Raw genomic sequence first — 19904 nt, forward strand, 5'->3', positions numbered from 1 at the left:
TGGGGGCCGTCCCATCCGCGCGCACCTCGGGGCGCGCTGTCGGTTCGGGGATGGTTTGATCGGTCGCGATCTACGCTTGGTGGACAGGAATATGTCGTCGCAGGAGGCCGCGATCAGGGCCTGTTCCTCGCCCTCGATGAGGGTGGCAGCAGAAGACAGGCCAGCACACCGATGGTCGCCGCAGCCGAAGCAACTCCGAAAGGCCATGCGAAACCGGTAACATCGAGACGTGACGCCGTGAGAGCACCCAGAACTGCGACACCGAGCGCGAAACCAGCTTGTCTGGCGATCACCGTCAGAGCCGAGGCCATGCCGCTCGCCTCCGGCGGCGCGAGGGCAATCACGGCACCGGAGAGTTGTGGGTGGGACAGCGCGGCTCCCATCCCGATCAGCGCCATTCCGGCGAAGGCACAGGCACAGGCTGTCGTGGCCTCGACAAGCGATGAGAGCGCTAGGGCGGCCCCACCAACTGCAATCAGCGCCAGTGCCGTCGCGAAGAGCCGCCGCCATCCCAGGCGCGGCACGAGGCTACCAATGAGCGGAGGCATGGCGAGCATGGGAAGCGTGGCCACCAGCATTGCCAGCCCGGCTGTCTCGGCCGTCCAGCCGAAGGCAATGCTCAGAAAGAGGGGGAGGTAAACGAGAACGGCCCAGTAGCCGACCGAGACGGCGAAGAGCAGGGCTGTCACGCCCATCATGGGTCGGCTTGCAAAGACCGCCGGATCGAGCATCGGCCGTGGCTGCCTGCGCTGCCGGATGGCGAACAATGCAGCAAGTCCGACCCCCGGTGCCGAGCCCGAACGCTAGGGGAACTGGCGCATCATGGGCTTCCAATATGGTTTCGATAAGCAACGCCAGTGCGATGGTCAGAAGCGCAATGCCGAGCCAGTCCAACGGCTTGTCCGTGCCGTCGCGCTCTTCTGCCACGAGGCGCGGCACCATCAGCGCGATCAGCATGCACAGCGGCAGGTTGAAGAAGAAAATCCAGCGCCAACCCAGGCCGGCGCCGATGACGCCGCCGAGGCTCGGCCCCAGCGCCATGGCAACTCCGGATGCCATACCGGCGACACCGAAGGCGCGAGCCCGCGATTCTGCGGCCGGAAAGGCGGTGGCGATCGACGCGAAACCCCCGGTCACAAGGAAAGCCGCGGTGGCGCCTTGTGCGGCGCGGGCGATCAGAAAAAGGAGGCTGTTCCAGGCAAGGCCGCAGGCGAGGGATGTTACCAGAAACCCGACGTTGCCGGCGAGGAGGGTGTGTCGCTTGCCGAAGCGATCGGCGACGGCACCCGCGACGAGGAGGGTCGCGGTGAAGGCGATGCTGTAGGCGTCGATAATCCAGGCCCACTGCGCCGCATGGATGCCGAGCGTCGTGCCGATCGACGGCAGGACGACTACGACCGATGTCACGTCAAAATTCGTCAGGGCGGCGGCGAAGCCGAGGGTGACCGCAGTCAGGCGGGCCCGACCAGACCAGGCATCGTGCTCAACAGTGTACTGCATGGCCTCGAAATGAGCTGCAAGCAGCATCACGGCAAATGAGTATTGCTCCGCAACGCATGAAGCGATTTAATGCGGCGTGTCCCGGATCCCGTCGCGCATGCCCCCATTTGCGGGCCTCCTCGCCTTCGAGGCTGTGCTGCGACACGGCAGCATGACGTTGGCCGGCGATGAACTGGGTCTCACACAGAGCGCCGTCAGCCACCGCATCCGAGCCCTGGAGGATTTCTTCGGCGTCGCCCTGCTTGAACGGCTCAACCCGGGCCTGCGCGTGACCGAGGCGGGTGGGCGACTCGCCCAGGAACTTGGCCCGTTGCTCGGAACGCTCGCGGGCATGCATCGGCGAATCGTCGGGCGAACAGGACTGCGCGCCTTTCGGCTTGGTCTCAGCACACCCCTCCTGGCTTGGTGGCTGTCGCCCCGCTTGCCCGCCCTCTGCGGCGGCTTTCCGGACCTGTCTATCGAGGTCGTGACTTGGGATAAGGCCGCCGAGGCCGCGCGTGTCGATGTCGATCTGGCCCTGCTCTGGTTGCCGTATGCCAACGGAGTGGAGGGCGCGTGCGCACTGCCGTTCCCAATCGAGAGCGTCTTCCCCGTGGTTGCGCCGGGGCTACTGAGTACTCTTTGCCCCGGCCAGGATTGGCGAGCGCTGCCGCTGCTCGCGAAGGGACGCAGGGGGGATGAGACGGGACGGGAATGGTCCTGGGCGACTTGGTTGCAGGGTGACCCTGGTCATGAGGCGGTCCGCTTCCGAGACATCGGCAGCTCCCTTCAGGCGGCCGTGGATGGGAACGGCGTGGCGTTGGCGCGCTCGCTCCTCGCTGCCGATGCGTTGCGTCAGCGCCGGCTGACGCGACTGACCGGCTCGGATGAGATACAAGCGTGCTCGAAGAGACAGATTGCACGGTGGCGTGACACCCAGGATTCGACAGCCGAGCGCATGGCCACATGGCTTGTCCTATCGGCAGGACAATCCGTCCCTGTCAGCAATCCACTGCCCGTTGCCATAGCGTAGCACGCCGGTTCCAACGCCGCTTCGCGAAACTGCTTTCGTTTTTCAATTGAACTTGAAACGAAATCTACAACTGATGGGGCAGTCCGGTACCGGCGCAAGACTTTACCGAGACAGGTAGACCAAAGCCGGACCGATTCCGGCATTCAGTACGGCTCCCCCGCCAAGCAGCCCGCGCCCGCGCGTGATCTCCGCTGGCGCCCCCAGCCCCTTATCGTGCTATGGCCCTGACGGTTTGCCCGCGGGGGCACGCGGGGGGGTGTCCCGCGCGGACACGAGTGCGGAACGGGACCATTGCGTGATCTTCTGACCGCGCTGGCGGGCGCCGTCATCCTGGTTCTCGTGGCGGCGCTCGCCGTCCCGCCCTTCGTGGATTGGCAGGCCTATCGCGCCCTGGTCGACCGGGCGATCACCCGGTCGCTCGGCGTTCCAGCCCGGACCGACGGGCGGATCGAGGTCCGGCTCCTTCCTTCGCCGCGGCTGCGCGTCGATCGCCTGCATCTCGGCACCGACCCGGAGCGCCCGACCCTCGATGCCCGGTTCGTCAAGGCCGAGGTTGCGCTGGCGCCGCTCCTGAAGGGCGAGTTCCGCTTCACAGAGACCCGGATCGGCCGGGCCGAGGTCAAGCTTCCACTCGCCGGTCCCGACGCCCTGAAGCTGCCGTCCGATCTCGGCGCCTCCCTGCGCGGGCGCGACTTCGCCATCGAGGCGCTGCACGTCCAGCAATTCCTCGTGACCACCCAGGTCCCAGCGACAGGCCGGACCGATCAGTTCTACGCCCAGGATCTGACCCTCCAGGCGCCGGCTTTGGTCGGACCCTGGCGCGTGGAAGGCTCAAGCGGCGGCGTCCCGTTCCGGGCGGTCAGCGGCACGCCGGGGCCGGATGGGCGGCTCGCTGTCAAGATCTCGGGGGGCGGCGATGCCCATCCCCGGTTCGAGGCGGATGCGCGGTTCGGGCTCGTCCCCCAGGAGGGCGGCGGGGCCGTCCAGGTGGAATCCGAGGGCAACGCTCGCCTCGTCGTCGGTCCCCCGACTCAGGCTGCTGGAGCCTACCTGCCGTTCTCGCTGAGCGGGGCGTTCAAGGCCCGCGGGGCGCAGGTGCGGTTCGAGGGGGTGGACCTCGCCGTCGATCCCGGGGGACGCACCCTCCGCCTCGGCGGGACCGGCCGGCTCGATCTGCGCCAGTGGCGCGCCGGCCTGAGCCTGGAGGCCCGCCGCCTCGATCTCGACGCTTTCCTGATGTCGCCCGAGGGGCAGAACCTGATCGCCCGGGGCCTGCCCAACTGGGGCGGCAATCTGCCGGCGATGCTCGACCTCGACCTCGCGGTGGGCAGTGCCGTGCTCGGGGGCGACGAGTGGTCGAACTTCGTGCTCACCGGCACCCTGGAGCGGGCGGGCGGCCTGCTGCTGCGGCGTCTCTCGGTCACCGGCCCGGCGGACTCGACCCTGAGCGTCAGCGGGCAGGTCGAGACGGCGCCGTTCCGCCTGACCGGCCCTGTAGCGCTCACCGCCCCCGATTCGGACGCGCTGGGCCGCTACCTGCGCCGCCTGGGCGTGGAGGGGCCGCTGATTGCGCTGCTCGACGGGCGCCGGATCGAGGCGTCTGCCGACCTCTCCGCCGATCCCACGAGCCTGTCGCTGCGCAACCTCCGCGTCGGACTCGGCAGCGCCCGGATTACCGGGAATGCCCGCTACACGGTGGCCGAGGCGGGCGCGCGGGGCCGGTTCAACGCGCAGATCCGTGCGGACAGCATCGACATCGCGGCTCTCCCGCCCCTCGGAACGGCCCTCGGGACGCTGCGCGACCTCGACTTCGCCCTCACCCTGGAAGCCCGGGACGTCCGGTTCGGGACCGTCGGCTCCGGAAACGGCACCATCGCGGCCAGCATCCAGACCGACGGCGCCAGCGTCGTGGTCGACAGCCTCGCGGTGACCGACCTCGCGGGGGCGAGCGCCACGCTGTCCGGCCGGATCGGCGCGGACGGCACCGGGCGCGTCTCGGGCCGCCTGAAGGCCCCCGTGGCGGCGCCGCTGCTCGGCCTGCTCGAACGGGTCTGGGTCGGCGAGCTGCGCCTGTTGCCGGCCTTTCTGAAGGATGCCCCCCTCGACCTTGCCGTCACCCTCGACCGGGCGGGGGGCGCCGCCGAGGCCCTGCGGACGCAGGCGAAGGGCAGCGCCGGCGGCGGCACCCTCGATCTGACGCTGGCGAGCCGCGGGACACGCATTGAAGGCGGCACGGCCGCGCTGAGCACGGCCCGGGCCGGAACGTGGTTCGGGCGGACCGACATCCCGGGCCTGCAGCAGCCCGCCGAACTACACCTGAGTGCCGAGCGGCCAGATGGAGCGGCGCTGACCGTCACCGCCAACGGGGCCGTGGCCGGGTTGCGTGTGGCGACGGCCCGGCCGATCCCGATCGATGCCGATGCGCTGCCGACCGGCGGCGTGATCCGGGCCGATACGGCGGACCTCGCGCCGTTCCTGATTCTGGCCGGCGCCGCGCGCCTGCAGCCCGGTGCATGGCCCGCTGACCTGACCGTTACGCTCTCTCAGGAGGCGGGCGCCAGCGCTGCCGCGCTCACCGGGCAGATCGCGGGCTCCACCGTCAACGGCACGCTGCTGCACGTGCCAGGCGGCGTCCTGCGCGGTCGCCTCACCCTCGACCGGCTGTCGCTGCCGCAATTGACGGAGGCTCTCCTGCTCCCGCCGCAGGAGAACGGACGGTTCGGGGCGCCTGCCCATCCCCTGGCCATCACCCTCGACGCCCGGATCGCCAAGCTGGATCTCGGACGCGGCCTTTTGGGTACGGACGCGGCGGTAGCCCTCGGCCTGTCGGATTCCAGCCTGACCCTGCGCGACCTGACGGCCAAGCTCGGCGGCGGGCGGATCGCGGGCTCGGCCACGATCACCCGGGCCGGCGCTGGTGCGGCGATCTCGGGCTCCGGCAATCTGGAAGACGTGGCGATCGCCGCGCTCGGCGGTGGTCCGATCGGCGGTCGCCTGGATGCCGATCTGCGCTTCTCCACCGCGGCCGAGACGCTGTCGGGTCTCGGCGACGGCCTTTCGGGCAGCGGCACGCTGACCCTCAAGGATCTGCGCATCCCGGCGGCCGATCCGGGGGCGGCGGGACGTGCCCTCGCTCGGGCGGTGGAGATCGACGACCCGCTGCGTGAGGGGCGCCTTCAGGCCCTGGTCGCGGAAGAGCTGGGCAAGGCGGCCGCCCAGGCCGCCGGGCCCGCGCGCGCCGCCGCCACGATCGTGGGCGGGATTCTGCGGGCCGGCCCCCTCGACATCGATTTCGGGCCCGCCCGCTGGGCCGGCACGATCGGCTACGACCTGCGAAACGCCCGCCTCGACGCGCGCGGGACGCTGAGGGGCGGCCCCGTGCCCCGGGGTTGGAGTGCCGGTCCGCCGACGATCCAGCTTGGCCTTGCTGGGCCGCTCGCCGCCCCCGAGCAGGTGCTCGATGTCGGCACCCTGTCGAACGGGCTCGCCGCCTTCGTGCTCCAGCGTGAGCTGGAGACGATCGAGCTGACGGAGGCCGATCAGGTGGAGCGGCAGCGGCGGCGCGCCCGGATCGAGATGGACAAGGCGCGGGCTGCGGCGCTGAAGGCAGCAGCCGACAAGGCCGCCGCGGAGAAAGCTGCTGCGGAGAAGGCCGCCGGCGAGGAGGCGGCGCGCCGGGTACGGGTTCCGGGGGAGGGGGCGGCTCAACCACCGGCGCCGGCCGAGGGGCAGCCCTGAACGGAAGCATTTCCGTCGGGCCTCTCATGTAGGCCCAGGCTTGATGCAGCCCGCCCCGTCATCGCGAGCGTAGCGACCCAGGGTAGCGCGACTTCGGTCGCGTGGCGCATTTGGGTTGCTTCGCTACGCTCAAAAAGACGGCGGCGCCTACGCCTTTCCCACCGCCATCAGCGCGAACGCATAGATCAACGCCACCTCCTCCAGCCGGTCGAACCGTCCGGCGGCGCCGCCGTGGCCGGCTTCCATGTTGATCCGCAGGAGAACCGGGCCCCCCCCCGTCATGGTGGCGCGCAGCCGCGCGACCCATTTGGCCGGCTCCCAGTAGGTCACCCGCGGATCGGTGAGGCCGCCGAGCGCCAGGATCGCCGGGTAATCCTTCGCCGCGACGTTGTCGTACGGGGAATAGGACAGAATCGTGCGGAAGGCGGTCTCGCTCTCCGCCGGATTGCCCCATTCGGGCCATTCCGGCGGGGTGAGCGGCAGCTCCGCATCCATCATCGTGTTGAGCACGTCGACGAAGGGCACGTCGGCCACGATCCCGGCGAACAGCTCGGGGGCCATGTTGGCCACCGCTCCCATCAGCATGCCGCCCGCCGAGCCGCCATAGGCGACGATGCGCTTCTCGGCGGTGTAGCGCGCCGCGATCAGCGACCGCGCGCAGGCGATGAAATCCGTGAAGGTGTTGGGCTTCTTCTCGCGCTTGCCGTCGAGGTACCAGCGCCAGCCCTTCTCGGTGCCGCCGCGGATATGCGCGATGGCATAGACGAAGCCGCGGTCGACGAGGCTCAGCGGGTTGGTCCGGAACGACGCCGGCATCAGCGTGCCGTAGGACCCATAGCCGTAGAGCAGCAGTGGCGCGCTGCCGTCGAGGGGCAGATCGCGCCGGTGCAGCAGGGAGATCGGCACCTGCTCGCCGTCTGGCGCTGCCGCGAAGAGCCGCCGCGTCACGTACGCGGCCGGATCGTGGCCGCTCGGCACCGCCTGCCGCTTGCGCAGCGATCGCGCCCGGCTCGCGCAATCATAGTCCCAGGTTTCCGACGGGGTCGTCATCGACGAGTAGACGAAGCGGATCGTCGCCGTGTCGAAGGCGTAGCCGGTGCCCAAGCCGAGGGAATAGGCCTCCTCCTCGAACGCCACGCTGTGCTCGCTGCCACCCTCGATGTCGCGCACGACGATCCGCGGCCTCGCGTTCTCGATCTCCAGCCGGACCAAATGATCGGCGAGCAGGTGCAGGTGGCGGATCATCACCCCCGGCCGATGGGGCACGAGGTCGGTCCAGTTGGCGCGGCCCGGATCGTCGAGGGGCGCGGTGACGATCTTGAAATCCTCGGCGCCATCCGCGTTGGTGCGGATGAACAGCCGGTCGCCCCGGTGCTCCACCCCGTAGATCAGCAGCGGCTCCCGCGGATGTACGAGGCGCAAGGGGGCCGCCTCCGCGTGCCGGTCGAGCAGGCGGACCTCGGAGGTCTCGTGGTCGCTCGCCGTGACGTCGAGGAAGGCGCCGGACTGGGTCTTGCCGATATGGACGAAGTAGCCGGCATCGGGCTCGGTATAGACCGTCTCGTCCGCGCTCTGCGGAGTGCCCAGGCGGTGGCGCATGACCTTGGCGGGGCGGTGATTGGCGTCGAGCGCCACGTACCAGAAGCTCTCCCCGTCCGCGGCCCAGACCGCCTCGCCGGAGGTCGCCTCGACCCGGTCGTCGCGGTCGAGGCCGGTGGCGATGTCGCGCACCCGAATCGTGTGGAGTTCCGACCCCTTGGTGTCGGCGCTCCAGGCGAGGCGCGTATGGTCGTCGGAATGGACCGCGGCGGCAATCTCGAAGAAGGGCAGTCCCTCACTCTCGCGGTCGCCGTCGATCAGGATCGTCTCGTCCGGGTCCGGGCGCGATTCGGGTACATCCGGTGCCGTCGCCGGCCGCCGGCAGATCAGCAGGTGCTGCCCGCCCTCCCGATGGCGCGTGTAGTAGGCGAAGGGCCCGTCGGGCTCCGGGACGTCGCTCTCATCCTCCTGAATCCGCCCGCGCATCTCGGCGGCCAGCCGCTGGCGCAGGTCCGCAGTCCCGGCGAAGGCTGCCTCCGCGAAAGCATTCTCGGCCTCCAGGTAGGCGGCGATGTCCTCAGGGAGCGCGGCCGGGTCCTTGAGAACCGTCTGCCAGTTCTCGGCCTTCAGCCAGGCATAGGGATCCGTGATCTCCTGCCCGTGTACGCTGAAGCGCCGGGGCCGGATTTCGGCGACGGGCGCCCCGGTCGAGTGAGCGAACAGGCCGTGGCCGATCTCCGACATCGTGTCTCCCGTCAGGTCCGGGCCTCGGCGTGTGGTGCAAGGCGCGTAGGTCCGGGGATGTGTCCCGCCGCCGGCCGGGATGCAAGACGGTGCGGCGCAGGGCAGGCGTCCCGCCGGTGCGCCGCGTGGGAACGGGGACGTGTTGGAGCCCGTCCCGACCTTGGACGTTGAGGAACCGGCCGCCCTGCATCCGCCTGGGCGGCCGCCGGTCGGAGCCCGAGGTGCCATCATGATCGCAGCCGCCAATCCGCCCCCCGATTCGCGTGAGGACCACGACGAGCCGGATCTGGAGCAGGTCAACGACATCCTTGCCGAATGGGCGGCGCGCTCGGCAGCTACGAGCACGACGCTGATCGATCGGTTCGAGGCGATGGGCTACGAGGTCCGCGGCAAGTCCGAGGATGAGATCGCCCACGTGCTGCACCGGCCGCCGACGCGGCCCGTGGTCCGTCCACAGGATACGATCTAGGTAAAAAAGCCTTGACTTTCTGAAATTTCCTGTCAGGGTGGCGGCTTGAGATCGCTGTGTACCGCCATCGGAACAAAACATGAACAAACTGGTCGCACGAGGGCTCATCCGCGCCGAGCGGTCCAAGGGGCGTCCGTCGCAACGGGGCGATCTGCCGGGCGAGGCGGCACGCCTCCTCGCCCGGCTCGGCGAGCCGGAGGCCTATGCGCGGCCCGATCCCTTCGCGGAGGATTCGCTGGTGGCCCGCCGTGGGAGCGACGGCATCTCGGTGGGGAGCGGACGCTTCGCCGCTGCCTCCGGTCGGGCCCTCGTCGCGGCCGACCTCGCGGAATGGGACGCCGCCGGCACGCGGCTGACGATCAGCGCCGCCGGGCGATCGCGCCTGCGGCGGCAGGCTGCGGGCGGGGAAGCAGCCTTTGCCGCGCAGCACCGGGAGCTGACCCTGGTGGCGGGAGACGGGGAGGCGGGCCCAACCCTGCGCAACGCCGCGGAGAACCCGCTTGCCTGGATGGTCCGCCGCCGGGGCCGGGACGGGGAGCCGCTGATCGACGCGGCGTCGTTCGAGGCCGGCGAGCGACTGCGGCGGGACATGACCTCGGCCGCGCTGCTGCCCCGGATGGGGAGCGAGTTCGGCGCCACGCGGGTCGATGGCGGCGGCCCGCGCGACCCGGCCTCCGCGGCGGACCATGTGATTGCGGCGCGGCAGCGGGTCCGCGGCGCCCTCGACGCGGTCGGAAGCGACCTGTCCGGCCTGCTGATCGACCTCTGTGGCTTCCTGAAGGGCCTGGAGCGGATCGAGGCCGAGCGCCGCTGGCCGGCCCGCTCGGCCAAGGTCGTGGCGCGCATCGCCCTCGGGCGGCTCGCCGAGCATTACGGCCTGGAGCGGGAGGCCACCGGGCCAGAGCGCGCGCGCCTGCGCCTGTGGCGGGGGTGACGGCGGGCGCCGCCCCTCAGGCCGCTTCGGCGAGCCGGACGGCGTCGCGGTGGATGCGCTCGGCCATCGCCCGTACGCCGTTGGAACGCTTCGACGTCACGTGGGCGCCGAAGCGGAGATGCCGGAACAGGTCCAGCCCGTCGGTCTCGGCGGCCTCGCGGGCGCTCTTGCCGGTGTAGAGCGCCACCATCAGCGCCACGAAGCCGCGGACGATGAAGGAATCGCTGAAGCCCTGCAGCTTGAGCCGTCCCTCCGGGCCCGACCCTTCGACGGCCGTGTCGATCCAGACCTGGCTCTCGCAGCCATGGACCCGGTTGGCCTCATTCCGCAGGGCCTCCGGCATCGGCGGCAGGGCGCGACCGAGCTCGATCAGGTATTCGAGCCGCATGTCGTCGTCCTCGACGATCTCGAAATTCTCGATGATGGTCTCGATCGGGGGCAGCATGCTCGTCCGGATCCAGGAAACGTCCGTGCCCCTATAGGCCGGCTGGTCCCGCGTGGCGACGGGGTTCAGCGACGCGGGCCGTCATTGCGCGGTCGCGGTGGCCGGCAGGGTCAGGCGCAGGGGCTCGGCCGGCGTGGCCTCGCCCGTCACGGCGATCTCGGCCTGAGCCGCATAGGCGGCGATGAGGCGTGGCCCGAGCTTCGGGACGTTGGGCCGGCCGGAGGCCGCCATCTCGCTCACGCCGGAAACGATGGCGACGCGCAGCGGCCGGCCCGCCTCGGCCTCCAGATCGATGCTGATCGAGCAGGCGACGTGCTCGGCGGTGGCGTCCAGGCACTCGGCCACGATCTCCGCGACGATCATGCCGAGGGCGTTGGCGGTGCGCGGCTCCACAAGCCCGTTGCCGTTGCCGCCGACCTGGACGCCGATGCGCCCGGCCCGGCGAAGCTGCCCCAGGCCCGAGGCCAGACGGTGCAGGTAATCCTTGAGGTCGATGGAGGCGATGTGGGGCGCCTCGTGGAGATGCTGCTGCACCAGCGCGATCGCCCGCACCCGCTGACCCAGCGCCTCAAAGCTGCCCCGGCAGGCATCCGGCGCCGCCCGCCCGTACAGGCCGATCAGGCTCACCATCACCTGAAGGTTGTTGCGGACGCGATGGTAGACCTCGGCCAGCAGGGTCTCCTTCTCGGCGAGCGCGTGCTCGATATGCTCCTCCGCGTGCTTCCGGTCGGTGATGTCGAAGCAGGAGCCGAGATAGCCCTGGAACCGACCGTTCTCGATGAGGGGGCGCGCGGTATCGAGCAGCCAGCGGTAGACCCCGTCGTACCGGCGCAGGCGGAACTCCACGGTGAACGGGGCCCGCGCCCGGAAGGCTTCGGCCACGATCCGGGCGTGCCGCTCGAAATCCTCGGGGTGCAGGCCCTCGCGCCAGCCGAGACCCAGTTCCGCCGCGAGCGGACGCCCGGTGAATTCCAGCCAGCACTCGTTGTGGTGGATCGCGTGGCCGTGCTCATCCGAGCGCCACATCATCAGCGGGACCACGTCGGCGAAATGCCGGAAGCTGTCGGTCAGGGCGGCTGCCCCGGCGGTGCCCTGAGCCGGACCCGCCTCAGAACCTGCCGCAGGAGTGTCGTCCAGCGGTTCAGCCGTTCCGGACCCTGGGGGCTGTCCGACCATTCTCTGCCCGATTCGCTTTGATGATGCTTGTGAGGAGTCGACCGAGTGGAGTGCGCCGGTCAACGTGCCGACCGGGACGCCGTTCCGGTCCTTCGCCGCCTTTGCAGCCGTCATGCACAGGGGGTGGGCCGGCGCCGTCGCCGCAGGCGTACGCTTGTGCGCCCAGCAAGGGCGATGCCGCCCCGGGGGCCGACGGGAGAGCCCCGGTAATCGAGCCGTCTGCACAGGATTGGGTGCGGACACCCCTTTCCCCCTTCGCCAAGGTCTTTTCGCCAAGATCCTCCCACTCGCCCGCACCGGAGACTGGGCCGCTTCCGTTCGTCCATCAGCAGCGTCCCTCAACCTGCGTAGCCCCCAGCCCTGCCGGGGTGGGGACCGGCGGTGATACCGACATGACGTCTTCGAACGCGATGCGGGATCCATAATCCCCTCTGCGGAGGAAGGTCGCTGCGCACGGAATCGGGCAGCGGACCCTGGCAAACGGCCGGGTGCGAATTCCTAAAACCGCAGTTGATAGGAATTAAGGCTTGACACCGGAACGCTGCTGGGCTATCACTCAAGCACGGTCGAGACGTGTGCGGAGAGGCGGCGATGCGGTTGCGCGTGGCCCATCCAGCGGAGCGGCGCGCGGAAGTGCTGCGGCTCTTGCGCGAAACCGACCTACCGATCGCCGAGATCGGCGCCCGGACCGGGGTCAGGCCCGGCACGATCAAGACCTGGAATACCCGATCCGGCTGGGTGCGGCCGCCGCGATGGGACTGGGTGCTCGCCCGCTGGCCCGCGGCGCGGCGTGCGGCGGTCGCCCGTCTGCTGGACCAGCCGGGCAACGATCCCGTCGACATCGCGGTGGCCCTGGGCTTCGGGCGTGACCCGGCGGATCTGGTGAGCGCGGCCCTGCAACTGGCGCCGCGGCCGGGGCGGGCGGTTCAGGGCAGGGCCCGCGATCCCGCGCCGCCGATCGATCCGCCGACCCTGCGGACACATCTGCGCATCCACATCGCCCGGCAGATCGCCGCCTTCGACGCGGCTCTGGATCGGGAGGGGGTGGCGCTCAGCGAGTCTGCCCGGGTCCTGCGCGACTTGGGTGGCCTGCGGCGGCTGCTCGACGAGATCGAAACCGAGAGTGCGCGCGGCGCGGCGGGGGAGGGCGGCGATGACGGTACCGCACGCGATCTGCCGACGCTCCGCGCGGAGATCGCGCGACGCTATGATGACTTTGTCGGCGGCGGGGCGCCTGCCTGACTTCCTCGCGACTCTGCCGCCCGACCTCCTCTGGGCCCTCGACACGGACTGGCTGCACCGCGCCCGCGCCGACCAGCTCCCGCCGGCCGAACCGGATGCGGGCGCGACGGAGCCCAGAACCGAACCTCAGACTGAACCTTGGACCACCTGGGCGGTGATCGGCGGCCGGGGCAGCGGCAAGACGCGCACGGGGGCCGAATGGGTCGAGGCCCTCGCCCGCGGCGATCCGGCCTTCACACCCGAGCCGGTGGGGCGCATCGCGCTGGTGGGAGAGACGCATCTCGATGTGCGCGAGGTGATGATCGAGGGGCCCTCGGGGATCCTCAGCCTGCCCCGGCGCGACCGGACCCGGCCGGTCTGGTCGCCGAGCCGGCGACGGCTCGAATGGGCAAACGGTGCCGTCGCCCAGGCGTTCTCGGCCGAGGAGCCGGACGCCCTGCGCGGCCCGCAATTCGGCGCTGCGTGGTGCGACGAGGCCGCCAAGTGGCGCCGGCCGGAGGCCGCCTTCGACATGCTGCAATTCGGCCTGCGCCTCGGCGCCCGGCCGCGCAACCTCGTTACCACGACGCCGCGGCCGGTGCCGCTGATCCGTCGCCTGCTCGCCGACCCGCGCACCGTCGTGAGCCGTGCCCGCACCCGCGACAACGCCGCCCACCTCGCGCCGGATTTCCTGGAGCGGGTGGTCGGCCGCTATGCGGGCACGCGCCTCGGCCGCCAGGAACTTGACGGCGAACTGATCGCCGACCGTGACGACGCCCTGTGGGACCGCAGTGGCCTTGAGACCGGCCGGGTCGGCGCCGCCCCCGAACTCGGGCGGATCGTCGTGGCGGTCGATCCACCCACGACATCGGGGGCGCGTTCGGATGCCTGCGGGATCGTGGCGGCGGGGCGGGCGGGGGAGCGGGCCTACGTGCTGGCCGATGCCAGCCTCGCCCGCGCCACCCCGCAGGCCTGGGCCGGGGTGGCGCTCACGCTCTATCACCGGCTCGCCGCCGATGCCCTCGTGGTCGAGGTCAACCAGGGGGGCGAGATGGCGGCGGCCGTGCTGGCGCAGTGCGACCCGGCGGTGCCGGTGACCAGGGTCCACGCCACGCGGGGCAAGTACCTGCGGGCCGAGCCGGTCTCGATGCTCTACGCCCGTGGTCTCGTCCACCATGTCGGGGCGTTTCCGGCGCTCGAGGATGAGCTGTGCGATTTCGGTCCGGACGGCCTGTCCGGCGGCGCCTCGCCCGACCGGCTGGACGCCCTGGTCTGGGCGCTCACGCATCTCATGCTGGAGACGCGGGCGGAGCCGCGGATCCGGCGGCTGTGAGGGGCGGGCGTGGGCTGGGGACGGCCCCGGATGCGCGCATCGTCCGGGCCCCATAACGGACCACGGGGTCTTCCGCTCCCCGCGCGGGCCGAGGATCCCGGCCTCGCCTTTGACGCTCAAGCTGTCGAGCGCACCGTGGATCCGCACGCTTGTGCGGGGTGGAGACGCGCAGCCGCCTGTCGGCTCTATCGGACGGCGCTCGCGCGGTGCCCGCGTGCACCGAAAAACAATGCGGCGCGCTCCCCAGGGGAAGCGCGCCGAAAGGAGGTTCGTGGTCTCAGGAACGAACTGCATCCTGTATACACGATTCGGTGTGTCGCGCTGTGGCGCCTGCACCACGACGCCCCGGCCGCGCGGCTGAAACCCGTCTTTTTTACTGTCGGCGCGCCGATCGGGCAGGGCCAGGATCACCGGGTGCGTCCCGTCGCCGGCCTCATGGGCTTAGCGAGCCGACCCCGAGCGGAGAGCGCTCCGGCCTAGCGAGCGTCATCCGGCCCCCCGCGGCCAGGAAGGCGACGCCGTTCCAGGTCGGGGTGACGACCGCCCCGGCGACCCGGCGTGACAGCCGCAGGGCGATCTCGAACCGGCCGAAGGGCCGCGCCAGGACCGGAAGCCCATCGAGCTCCGGCTAGGCGGGGGCGTCCTGCGCCCGAACCGCGACCGCCAGGATCGGCGCCGGATCGGGCTGCGCGGGGAAGCGGCTCCGCCTCGTCGAATCACAACGCAGGACCAGACCGGCATGTCGACCCTCCTCGAACGGCTGGCGCGGGTTGCCCGCCGCACCCCGCACGGCGCGGCCCCCGCCACCAAGGCCGCCCCCGCCTTCGCGCTCTACGCCGAGGGTCGGGCCTGCTGGACGCCCCGGGACCCGGCGGCACTCGCTCAGGCCGGCTATCAGCGCAACCCGGTGGTCCACCGGGCGGTCCGGCTGGTTGCCGAGAGCGCCGCGAGCCTGCCGCTGATCGCCACCGGGCCCGACGCCGCGCGGGGCGGCGACCTGCTGGCGCTGCTCGCCCGGCCGAACCCACGGGAGAGCGGCACGCAGCTCCTGGAGACCGTCTTCGCCGACCTCCTGCTCGCCGGGACCGCCTATCTGGAGGCCGTCACCCTCGACGGGCGGGTCGCGGCGCTCCAGGCGCTCCGGCCCGGGCGGATGCGGATGCTGCCGGGGCCGGATGGCTGGCCCGCCGCCTACATCTACACCGCGGGCGGCCAGAGCCGCCGGTTCGACCTGCCGGCGCCCGGCGCCCCCGAGGTCGCGCCGATCCTGGCGCTCAGCCTGTTCCATCCCGAGGACGAGGCCGGCGGCTTCGCCCCGATCGCGGCCGCCGCCGCCGCGCTCGACATCCACAACGCCGCGAGCGCCTGGAACAAGGCGCTCCTCGACAACGCCGCCCGGCCCTCCGGGGCGCTGGTCTTCGCCGGTGCCACGCTGTCCGAGCCGCAGTTCGACCGGCTGAAGGCGGAGCTGGAGGCGAACTACCAGGGCGCCGCCAATGCCGGCCGGCCGCTTCTGCTGGAGGGCGGGCTCGACTGGAAGCCGCTCGCCCTGTCGCCCCGGGACATGGATTTCGTCGAGGCGAAGAACGCGGCGGCCCGGGAGATCGCCCTGGCCTTCGGGGTTCCGCCGCTGCTGCTCGGCCTGCCCGGGGACAACACCCACGCCAACTACGCCGAGGCCAACCGGGCGCTCTACCGCCAGACCCTGATCCCGCTCGCGACCCGCACCGCCAAGGCCCTCGGGGTGTGGCTCGAGCCCGCCTTCGGGTCGGTGGACCTTGAGCCCGACCTCGACCGGATCGAGGCGCTCTCGGCCGAGCGGGAATCCCTCTGGCGGCGGGTGCAGGCGGCGGAGTTCCTATCGATTTCCGAGAAGCGCGCGGCAGTGGGCTATCCGCCGGAGATGCCCCGCGAGGGGGAGGCCTGACGGATCCGCTCGCCGCACGGCAGCCCTTCCCTTCCCCGCGCGCGGGGAGAGGGGATCCACCGCAGTCTGCGCGCGGAACAGCCACGCGAGGAGTCCCCCTATGGACGGCCATTTCACCGGCTATGCCAGCGTCTTCGGCGTGCCCGATCTCGGCCGGGACGTGGTCGTGCCGGGCGCCTTCGCGGCGAGCCTCGCGCGCCATGGGCCCGCCGGCGTGCGGCTGCTGTTCCAGCATGACCCGTCCGAGCCGATCGGCCGCTGGCTCGCCCTGCGCGAGGATGCCCACGGCCTGTTCGCCGAGGGGCAGCTCAACCTCGCGGTCCAGCGCGCCCGGGAGGTCGATGCGCTCCTGCGCGGGGGCGGCCTCGACGGCCTGTCGATCGGCTTCCGCACGCTGCTGGCCCGCCGGGGCGCGGGGGGCGAGCGCCGGCTGCACCGGGTCGATCTCTGGGAGATCTCCCTCGTGACCTTCCCGCTGCAGCCGCAGGCCCGGGCGAGTCCCGATCCGGACTCCCTCGCGCCCGATCGCTTGGCCGCGGAGATCCGCGGCCTTGCCCGCCGGATCGCCCCGAACGGCGCCCACCGGCCCTGACTTCCACCCCCGACCCGGAGGTTTTCGATGCCCGCCGATACCCTGCTCGCCCCCGCCGCCTACGAAACCAAGGGCCATCTGCCCGATCTGGAGAACAAGGCCGCCCGGCCCGAGGGGGCCCCGGTCCGCTCCGCCCTGGACGAACTCTCGGCCGCTTTCGCGGCTTTCAAGGAGACCAACGATTCCCGGATCGGCCAGATCGAGGGCCGCCTCGGCACCGACGTGCTGACCGAGGAGAAGCTCGCCCGGATCGATGCGGCGCTCGACGCCGCTCGCACGCGCCTCGACCGGATCACCCTGGAGCAGGCCCGGCCGCCGCTCGGCCAGCCGGGGCCGCGGATCGACGCCACCGCCCAGGAGCACAAAGCGGCCTTCGACCTCTACGTCCGGGCCGGCGAGAGCGCGGGCCTCAAGCGGCTGGAATCCAAGGCGCTCTCGGCGGGCTCCGGGCCGGATGGCGGCTACCTCGTGCCCGACACGATCGAGCGCACCGTGCTGACGCGCCTTGCCGCCGTCTCCCCGATCCGTGCCATCGCCACCGTGCAGCAGATCTCGGGGGCGCAGTACAAGCGCGCGGTCTCGGTGGGGGCACCGGTGACCGGCTGGGCCGCCGAGACTGCGGCGCGCCCGCAGACCGATGCCCCGGCGCTCTCCGAGATCGCGTTCCCGGCCATGGAACTCTACGCCATGCCGGCCGCCACCCAGACGCTGCTGGACGATTCCGTGGTCGATCTCGATGCCTGGCTCTCGGCCGAGGTCGAGACCGCCTTCGCCGAGCAGGAGGGCGGCGCCTTCGTCAGCGGCAACGGTTCGAGCCGGCCGCGGGGCTTCCTGAGCTACGACACGATCGCCAATTCCGCCTGGGTGCCGGGCAAGCTCGGGTTCGTTGCCACGGGGGCGGCCGGGGCCTTCCCGTCGAGCAATCCGGCGGACGTGCTGTTCGATCTGGTCTACGGTCTGCGGGCTGCCTACCGCCAGAATGCCGGCTTCGTGATGAACCGGCGGACGCAGAGCGCGATCCGGAAGTTCAAGGACACCGAGGGCAACTACCTCTGGCAGCCGCCGCTCGCCGCCGGCCAGCCCGCGACCCTGCTCGGCTTCCCGGTGACGGAGGCCGAGGCGATGCCCGACCTCGCCAAGGACAGCCTGTCGGTGGCCTTCGGCGATTTCCGCCGGGGCTACCTGGTGGTGGACCGTACCGGAATGCGCGTGCTGCGCGACCCGTATTCGGCCAAGCCCTACGTGCTGTTCTACACCACCAAGCGTGTGGGTGGCGGGGTGCAGGACTTCGACGCGATCAAACTGTTGAAGTTCAGCTGAGCACCCGGGTTTCCCTCCCCCGCAAAGGGGGAGGGTCATACCCGCAGCCCGATGACTGCCTCAACGCCCGGAATTGCCGTCGCGCATGGCGCCCGTCGGCTCCTGCACGTGGGCCTCGAGGAACCACAGGTGCTTGTCGACGGCCCGGGAGATCTCGGTGAACAGGTCCGCCGTATCGGGGTCGCCCGCCTCGTCGGTCTCGTCGATGTTCTCACGCACCGCGTTGGCGTAGGTGGCATAGCTGTCGATCAGCGCGGCGATGTGATCGGCGATCGCGTAGATGCCGGTCGGGTAGGCCGGCAGCTTGGTGCGCTCGGCGACCGCCTGGGTCGAGCCGAAGGCCGTGGCGCCGAGCTGGACCGCGCGCTCGGCGACGCTGTCGTTGAACTCGTCGAGTTCGGTACGGAACCCGTCCAGCATCTCGTGGACGCCGATGAATTGCGGGCCTTTCAGGTTCCAGTGGGCCTGCTTGATCGCCAATGCGAGGTCGATGCCGTCCGCCAACCGAGCGTTGAGGGCTTCGATCGAGACCTTCTTGGCGTTGGAATCGGTGTTGTTGCGGGTCTTGTGCGACCGGGGGGTGTTGCTGATGCCGGTGTCGGCCATAGTCTCGCTCCGTGAGCCTAAAAGGTTCGGATGCGAAAGTGCCGATGCGGCTTGAGGTTCCCGCAGGCGCGAATGATCTACTGTAAGGTGAGCATCCTCTGGGACCTGCAACCACTTCCGACAGTGCCACGATCGGAACCCGTTCCAAGTCCTTGTTTCAGAACGCTTTCTTGCGACGAACAGCCGTCCCGTTGCGGCTAGCGGCGGCGGGTGCGTGCCGCCCAAGCGGGCCGGTCACCGCGCGACTGTGCATCGCTCACCTGCATCTGCGACAGCTCGGCCGCGCGCGCCGCGATCCAGCCGGCATGTTCGGCCACCGGCGTCACCGCTGTGAAGCCACCGCAGGCGGTTCGGCGGGCACCCTGCTGCAATGCGCCGCTCGACCAGCTCACCACGCCGACGATCCGGTAGCCGCCGGGGCCGCCGGTGAGGATCGGGCCGCCGGAATCGCCCAGGCATGCGCCGGCCCCCGAGGTCTCGGCCATGCGCCGCCGGTCTGTGACCACGGTCACCCGGTTGGCGACCTGCAGGGAGCCGATCGAGACGAGATGCGCCAGCCGCAGGATGCGGGCGGAGCCACGCCGGTTCTCGGCCACGACGCCGAAGCCTGCGATTTCGACCGGCTCGCCGTTGCTGATCGAGCCGGCGCCACGCGGATCGAGGGGCACGAAATCGGCGCCGAGGGGCCGCTCGAGCTTGAGAAGCGCCAGGTCGACGCCGGGCTGCTCCTCCGGAGTCGTACCCGGCACAAAGTCCGGATGCATCGTCGTGGCGATGACCGGGATCCGGTGCTGGCGGAAGCCGCGGTCGACGCCGATCACCGTGTAGCCCGCCGGGCGCATCACGCAGTGGGCGGCGCTCAGAACGAGGTCCGGGGCGATCAGCGTGCCCGAGCAGATCTCGCCCTCCGTGCTCTCGATGCGCACCACGAAGCTGCGCGCCCCGTCCGGGTCGCGGGTGGTGGCGCCGTTGATCACGGCCGCCGCGGGTGTGGGAAGCTGGCCGGCCAATGCCCCGAGCAGCGCTGCACCCAGCAGGCCGGCTCCGAGGCAGCCGGACGCAAGGCGCTCGCGAAGGCCGGCCTTGCGGATCGGGCGAGGGAACATCGGGCACTCCGGGGCGCGATCGGCGCGGGGGCGCGCCCTTGGCGAGCGGGCGGCGTGAAGGTGAGCCTAGAGCATGGCAATGACCTGGCCAAGCTGAGGTTCCCTGCGGATCCGATCTGTCTCAGGCCGCAGCGGACCGGCATGGTGGATCATCCCGGCCGCGGATCCACGACACGAGGATGGATTTGCCCCGCCCGGCGGATCGCGACGCCCCCCCGGTCAGGATGCGGCAAATGCCGTCG

The 19904-nt window shown here is 71.1% G+C and carries 16 protein-coding genes; 9 read left to right on the plus strand and 7 right to left on the minus strand.

Annotated features, from left to right (window positions below; all coding sequences use genetic code 11):
- Nucleotides 1-113 precede the first annotated feature (113 nt).
- Together BLQ49_RS30885 and BLQ49_RS15795 are read right to left on the minus strand one after the other, a co-directional pair.
- A complete protein-coding gene (locus BLQ49_RS30885; protein WP_425284009.1) occupies nt 114-623 on the minus strand; it encodes an MFS transporter in 510 nt (169 codons plus the stop codon).
- Nucleotides 529-1527 (minus strand): MFS transporter, encoded by a 999-nt coding sequence (locus BLQ49_RS15795; RefSeq protein WP_091717254.1) that lies wholly within the window; start codon nt 1525-1527, stop codon nt 529-531. Before BLQ49_RS15795 ends, BLQ49_RS30885 begins: the two co-directional genes overlap by 95 nt.
- Nucleotides 1528-1597: 70 nt before the next feature.
- Between BLQ49_RS15795 and BLQ49_RS15800 the strand changes: the two genes are divergently transcribed.
- Both BLQ49_RS15800 and BLQ49_RS15805 read left to right on the plus strand, forming a co-directional pair.
- Complete coding sequence (locus tag BLQ49_RS15800) at nt 1598-2512, plus strand: LysR family transcriptional regulator (protein WP_091717256.1); 915 nt, start codon at nt 1598-1600, stop codon at nt 2510-2512.
- A gap of 291 nt (nt 2513-2803) precedes the next feature.
- Entirely contained in the window at nt 2804-6250 is a 3447-nt protein-coding gene (locus BLQ49_RS15805) for an AsmA family protein (protein WP_091717258.1), read from the plus strand.
- Between the two features lie 147 nt (nt 6251-6397).
- Here the strand turns inward: BLQ49_RS15805 and BLQ49_RS15810 are convergent, their stop codons facing one another.
- The gene (locus BLQ49_RS15810; RefSeq protein ID WP_091717260.1) at nt 6398-8533 is read right to left on the minus strand and encodes a S9 family peptidase; all 2136 of its coding nucleotides are present in this window, start codon (nt 8531-8533) and stop codon (nt 6398-6400) included.
- A gap of 229 nt (nt 8534-8762) precedes the next feature.
- Here BLQ49_RS15810 and BLQ49_RS15815 point away from each other — a divergent pair, with 229 nt between their 5' ends.
- Together BLQ49_RS15815 and BLQ49_RS15820 are read left to right on the plus strand one after the other, a co-directional pair.
- On the plus strand, nt 8763-9002 hold the full coding sequence (locus BLQ49_RS15815; protein WP_091717262.1) for a hypothetical protein: 240 nt from the start codon (nt 8763-8765) through the stop codon (nt 9000-9002).
- A 79-nt stretch (nt 9003-9081) separates the two neighbouring features.
- Complete coding sequence (locus tag BLQ49_RS15820; RefSeq protein WP_208859066.1) at nt 9082-9936, plus strand: DUF6456 domain-containing protein; 855 nt, start codon at nt 9082-9084, stop codon at nt 9934-9936.
- Nucleotides 9937-9952: 16 nt separating this feature from the next.
- On the opposite strand, the gene BLQ49_RS15825 is transcribed toward BLQ49_RS15820, so the two are convergent.
- Together BLQ49_RS15825 and BLQ49_RS15830 are read right to left on the minus strand one after the other, a co-directional pair.
- Nucleotides 9953-10381, minus strand: a complete 429-nt coding sequence (locus BLQ49_RS15825; RefSeq protein WP_091717263.1) for a SufE family protein — start codon at nt 10379-10381, stop codon at nt 9953-9955.
- An 81-nt stretch (nt 10382-10462) separates the two neighbouring features.
- Complete coding sequence (locus BLQ49_RS15830; RefSeq protein WP_091717265.1) at nt 10463-11557, minus strand: sensor histidine kinase; 1095 nt, start codon at nt 11555-11557, stop codon at nt 10463-10465.
- Nucleotides 11558-12148: 591 nt separating this feature from the next.
- On the opposite strand from BLQ49_RS15830, the gene BLQ49_RS15835 reads away from it, so the two are divergent.
- The 5 genes from BLQ49_RS15835 to BLQ49_RS15855 all read left to right on the plus strand — a co-directional run bounded on the left by BLQ49_RS15835 (nt 12149) and on the right by BLQ49_RS15855 (nt 17950).
- Nucleotides 12149-12799 carry a hypothetical protein gene (locus tag BLQ49_RS15835; RefSeq protein ID WP_091717267.1) on the plus strand — a complete coding sequence of 217 codons (651 nt, stop codon included), beginning with the start codon at nt 12149-12151 and terminating at the stop codon, nt 12797-12799.
- A complete protein-coding gene (locus BLQ49_RS15840) occupies nt 12765-14111 on the plus strand; it encodes a DNA-packaging protein (RefSeq protein WP_091717269.1) in 1347 nt (448 codons plus the stop codon). Before BLQ49_RS15835 ends, BLQ49_RS15840 begins: the two co-directional genes overlap by 35 nt.
- Nucleotides 14112-14850: 739 nt before the next feature.
- Nucleotides 14851-16038, plus strand: coding sequence for a phage portal protein (locus tag BLQ49_RS15845; RefSeq protein ID WP_091717271.1), 1188 nt, complete (start codon nt 14851-14853; stop codon nt 16036-16038).
- Between the two features lie 100 nt (nt 16039-16138).
- The gene (locus BLQ49_RS15850) at nt 16139-16630 is read left to right on the plus strand and encodes an HK97 family phage prohead protease (RefSeq protein ID WP_091717273.1); all 492 of its coding nucleotides are present in this window, start codon (nt 16139-16141) and stop codon (nt 16628-16630) included.
- Between the two features lie 27 nt (nt 16631-16657).
- Entirely contained in the window at nt 16658-17950 is a 1293-nt protein-coding gene (locus tag BLQ49_RS15855; protein ID WP_091717275.1) for a phage major capsid protein, read from the plus strand.
- A gap of 60 nt (nt 17951-18010) precedes the next feature.
- On the opposite strand, the gene dps is transcribed toward BLQ49_RS15855, so the two are convergent.
- Both dps and BLQ49_RS15865 read right to left on the minus strand, forming a co-directional pair.
- Nucleotides 18011-18556, minus strand: a complete 546-nt coding sequence (dps, locus tag BLQ49_RS15860) for a DNA starvation/stationary phase protection protein Dps (RefSeq protein ID WP_091717277.1) — start codon at nt 18554-18556, stop codon at nt 18011-18013.
- A gap of 197 nt (nt 18557-18753) precedes the next feature.
- The gene (locus BLQ49_RS15865; RefSeq protein WP_091717279.1) at nt 18754-19662 is read right to left on the minus strand and encodes a S1 family peptidase; all 909 of its coding nucleotides are present in this window, start codon (nt 19660-19662) and stop codon (nt 18754-18756) included.
- Between the last annotated feature and the right edge of the window lie 242 nt (nt 19663-19904).

This window comes from Methylobacterium phyllostachyos (assembly GCF_900103445.1).
GTDB classification, from domain to species: domain Bacteria; phylum Pseudomonadota; class Alphaproteobacteria; order Rhizobiales; family Beijerinckiaceae; genus Methylobacterium; species Methylobacterium phyllostachyos.

What these genes read in the sequence shown, in the direction of transcription:
- BLQ49_RS15810 (WP_091717260.1), bottom strand. Translation starts at nt 8,533, where the DNA reads ATGTCGGAGATCGGCCACGGCCTGTTCGCTCACTCGACCGGGGCGCCC.
- BLQ49_RS15830 (WP_091717265.1), bottom strand. Translation starts at nt 11,557, where the DNA reads ATGGTCGGACAGCCCCCAGGGTCCGGAACGGCTGAACCGCTGGACGAC.
- BLQ49_RS15845 (WP_091717271.1), top strand. Translation starts at nt 14,851, where the DNA reads ATGTCGACCCTCCTCGAACGGCTGGCGCGGGTTGCCCGCCGCACCCCG.
- BLQ49_RS15835 (WP_091717267.1), top strand. Translation starts at nt 12,149, where the DNA reads ATGCGGTTGCGCGTGGCCCATCCAGCGGAGCGGCGCGCGGAAGTGCTG.
- BLQ49_RS15825 (WP_091717263.1), bottom strand. Translation starts at nt 10,381, where the DNA reads ATGCTGCCCCCGATCGAGACCATCATCGAGAATTTCGAGATCGTCGAG.
- BLQ49_RS15800 (WP_091717256.1), top strand. Translation starts at nt 1,598, where the DNA reads ATGCCCCCATTTGCGGGCCTCCTCGCCTTCGAGGCTGTGCTGCGACAC.
- BLQ49_RS15840 (WP_091717269.1), top strand. Translation starts at nt 12,765, where the DNA reads ATGATGACTTTGTCGGCGGCGGGGCGCCTGCCTGACTTCCTCGCGACT.
- BLQ49_RS15795 (WP_091717254.1), bottom strand. Translation starts at nt 1,527, where the DNA reads ATGCTGCTTGCAGCTCATTTCGAGGCCATGCAGTACACTGTTGAGCAC.
- BLQ49_RS15850 (WP_091717273.1), top strand. Translation starts at nt 16,139, where the DNA reads ATGGACGGCCATTTCACCGGCTATGCCAGCGTCTTCGGCGTGCCCGAT.
- BLQ49_RS15855 (WP_091717275.1), top strand. Translation starts at nt 16,658, where the DNA reads ATGCCCGCCGATACCCTGCTCGCCCCCGCCGCCTACGAAACCAAGGGC.
- BLQ49_RS15815 (WP_091717262.1), top strand. Translation starts at nt 8,763, where the DNA reads ATGATCGCAGCCGCCAATCCGCCCCCCGATTCGCGTGAGGACCACGAC.
- BLQ49_RS15865 (WP_091717279.1), bottom strand. Translation starts at nt 19,662, where the DNA reads ATGTTCCCTCGCCCGATCCGCAAGGCCGGCCTTCGCGAGCGCCTTGCG.
- BLQ49_RS15820 (WP_208859066.1), top strand. Translation starts at nt 9,082, where the DNA reads ATGAACAAACTGGTCGCACGAGGGCTCATCCGCGCCGAGCGGTCCAAG.
- dps (WP_091717277.1), bottom strand. Translation starts at nt 18,556, where the DNA reads ATGGCCGACACCGGCATCAGCAACACCCCCCGGTCGCACAAGACCCGC.